The organism is Rhodopseudomonas sp. B29 (assembly GCF_000333455.1).
Classification (GTDB): domain Bacteria; phylum Pseudomonadota; class Alphaproteobacteria; order Rhizobiales; family Xanthobacteraceae; genus Rhodopseudomonas.
The window spans coordinates 1-2,465 of record NZ_BADD01000290.1; the positions used below are offsets into that span (position 1 = coordinate 1).

Below are 2,465 nucleotides of genomic sequence, written 5' to 3' on the forward strand. Positions count from 1 at the left end.
TGAGGCTGGCATCTGCCGTGGCGGCGCTCGACCTCGGTGGCAGCGAGCCGGTGAAGCTGGTGCCATAGGTCGCGGCACCGCTGTTGATCTGCGTATTGGCCTGGAGCGGCGTGGGATCGCCGACATTCACGGCCGGCGGCAGCGGCTGCATCGCCACCGCACGCGGCGGATCCTGCGGCTTGGCGACTTCAGGCTGGGCACGAGCGACATCGCGAACAACCGGGTCAGCGGGCGCGGGACGCGGCGGATCGGAGGCGCGCAGCCGCTCGACGGCGGCGCGCAGCACATCGTTGGGATCGCGCGCGGCTTCGCGGCGATCGTCCTGGCTCTTGTCCTTGTCGGCGACTGCAGCTGTCACAGGCTTGGCCGCCGCTTTGTCCGCCGCAAGTTTGTCGGCAGCAGCTTTCTCCGCCGCCAGTTTCTCGGCAGCCGCCTTCTCAGCCGCAAGCTTATCGGCCGCAGCCTTCTCTGCAGCGACCTTTTCAGCGGCAGCCTTCTCGGCTGCGGCTCGTTCGGCCTTTTCGCGGATCGTCGGCAGATGGCGAGACGATTTTTCAGCCGGACGGCTCTTTGGCGGTTCGCTGCGCTCGATCTCGACCGCCGGCGTAGCCAAGGCAGCCGTCGGCCCCGCCGCCTTGTCTCCCGCCTTGGCGGCATCGAGCTTCACGGCCTGAGCCGCCGGCGGTGTATCCGGCTTGTTGATGTACTGGTTGACCACATAGGCCCCCAGCACGGTGGCGACCACCGATGGCAGAATCTGCCCGAGCAGTTTTTCGGTGATGAATTTCAGCATTGCCGGCCTCTTCCCCGCGCGCTTGATGCTGGATGTTTGAGGCTGATTGAGGGATCAACTGCGACCGATCGGTGGCATTCCAAACAGGACTGTTCGGACGCCACCGTGCCGCCCTCGCTAGAACTGTGCCAGCCGTCTTAACGCAAGGTTAAGTCTTGAGCTCGATCTCCAGAAAGACGATCTCGTCCACAGTCTCGTTGAGCACGTCGTGCTCGACGCCGGCCTTGCGGAAGTAGGACTGGCCGGTCTTGAGCTGCGCGATCGAGCGCGTGCCGTCCGGCGCCACGATCGTCATGGCGCTCGTCGTGATCGGAACGATGACGTAGTCCATGCCGTGGCGGTGAGGACCGGTCGCGCCGCCCGGCGGCAACCGCCACTGCGTCACCCGCACCTCGTCGTTGTCGATCTGCATGTCGGACTGGGCGGGAATGGTCATGGTTGTGTGGCTCCGTCTGAGGGTCAGCGCAGACTACACTCGATTCGCTCACTCAACGATCCGCCTGGATGCATGGACCGCCTCGCCAAATCTGCCGCGGCCGCTATAGTCGCGCCGCTTCAATCGCGGCAAAGCCGCATGCAGTCAGGGAGACGCCATGTTTTCGCATATCATGATCGGCACCAACGATCTGGAGAGGGCCAAGTCGTTCTACGACAAGCTGCTCGGCACTTTGGGGATCGCGCCCGCCGTAGTTGATCGGCATCGCATCTTCTACCGCAGCAAGACCGGCACTTTCGCGGTGTCGCTGCCGATCAATGGCGAGCCGGCCACATTCGCCAATGGCGGCACCGTCGGCTTCGCGGCGAACTCGCCTGAAGAAGCCGACGCCTGGCACGCGACCGGCGTCGCCGCAGGCGGCAAGAGCTGCGAAGACCCGCCCGGCATCCGGGCGATGGGCGACGTGAAGCTCTATCTCGCTTACTTGCGCGATCCCGACGGCAACAAGCTCTGCGTGATGCATCGGATGCCGAAGGTCTGAGCTGCAACTGCGGCAAAAGCCCGAAACGTCGAGACCGGCTTTCGGACTCTCCGCACGGTCATGGCCGAAACAAAACGGCCATGGCCGGCCAGGCCTTTCCGAGCTACCAGCGCTTCCCGAACACTGGCGTCAACGATTTGAAGTACGGCTCGAGCGCGCCGCGCTCCGCCGGAGTCAATCGAGCCAAAAAGGGGTCGAGCTGCGGCGCCAGCGGTTTGCTGTTGGCCGAATTGGCGAGCGCCAGGCCGGCAAAGGCGAAGATCGCGCTATCCACATTCGTCATCACGCCGCCCGGCGTGGCGACCTCGGGTCGCCCCATCGAGCTGACCAACTTGGCGGTCGTGACCATCGCTAGCTCCTTGCCCCGCAGTGCCGCCGCCTGATTCATTGCGACCTGCATGCTGAAGTCGAACTCGAACGCCGGGTTCGGTGGGTATTTTTCGCCCAGCATATTTAAGGCCGCCGCGTCGCCGCTTGCCGCCATATCTACCAGTCCGGCCAGATCTTCTTTGCGAGGGGCGTTGCCGGCCCGTAGGATCTGGGTCGCCAATTCGTAGGTCGTCAGCGGAAGATGGCCGACATCCACCCCGATCCGCTGCAGCGTGTTCTTCGCCGTCTGATCACCGCGGCGTGCGAGGTCGACCATCTCCAGCGAGTAGTGAGACATCCGGGCGTAAGAAAGGATAAACTCTCGC

General features: G+C 64.3%; 4 protein-coding genes. 1 reads left to right on the plus strand and 3 read right to left on the minus strand.

The window, feature by feature from the left end; all coding sequences use genetic code 11:
* Together I5M_RS10760 and I5M_RS10765 are read right to left on the minus strand one after the other, a co-directional pair.
* A partial coding sequence (locus tag I5M_RS10760) for a hypothetical protein (RefSeq protein WP_022721413.1) occupies positions 1-793 on the minus strand: 793 nt, incomplete at its 3' end.
* Positions 794-941: 148 nt separating this feature from the next.
* The gene (locus I5M_RS10765) at positions 942-1,229 is read right to left on the minus strand and encodes a cupin domain-containing protein (protein WP_022721414.1); all 288 of its coding nucleotides are present in this window, start codon (positions 1,227-1,229) and stop codon (positions 942-944) included.
* 157 nt (positions 1,230-1,386) lie between these two features.
* Here I5M_RS10765 and I5M_RS10770 point away from each other — a divergent pair, with 157 nt between their 5' ends.
* Entirely contained in the window at positions 1,387-1,770 is a 384-nt protein-coding gene (locus I5M_RS10770; protein WP_022721415.1) for a VOC family protein, read from the plus strand.
* A gap of 103 nt (positions 1,771-1,873) precedes the next feature.
* Here I5M_RS10770 and I5M_RS32695 read toward each other — a convergent pair.
* On the minus strand, positions 1,874-2,465 hold a 592-nt coding region (locus tag I5M_RS32695), incomplete at its 5' end, for a hypothetical protein (RefSeq protein WP_210161620.1).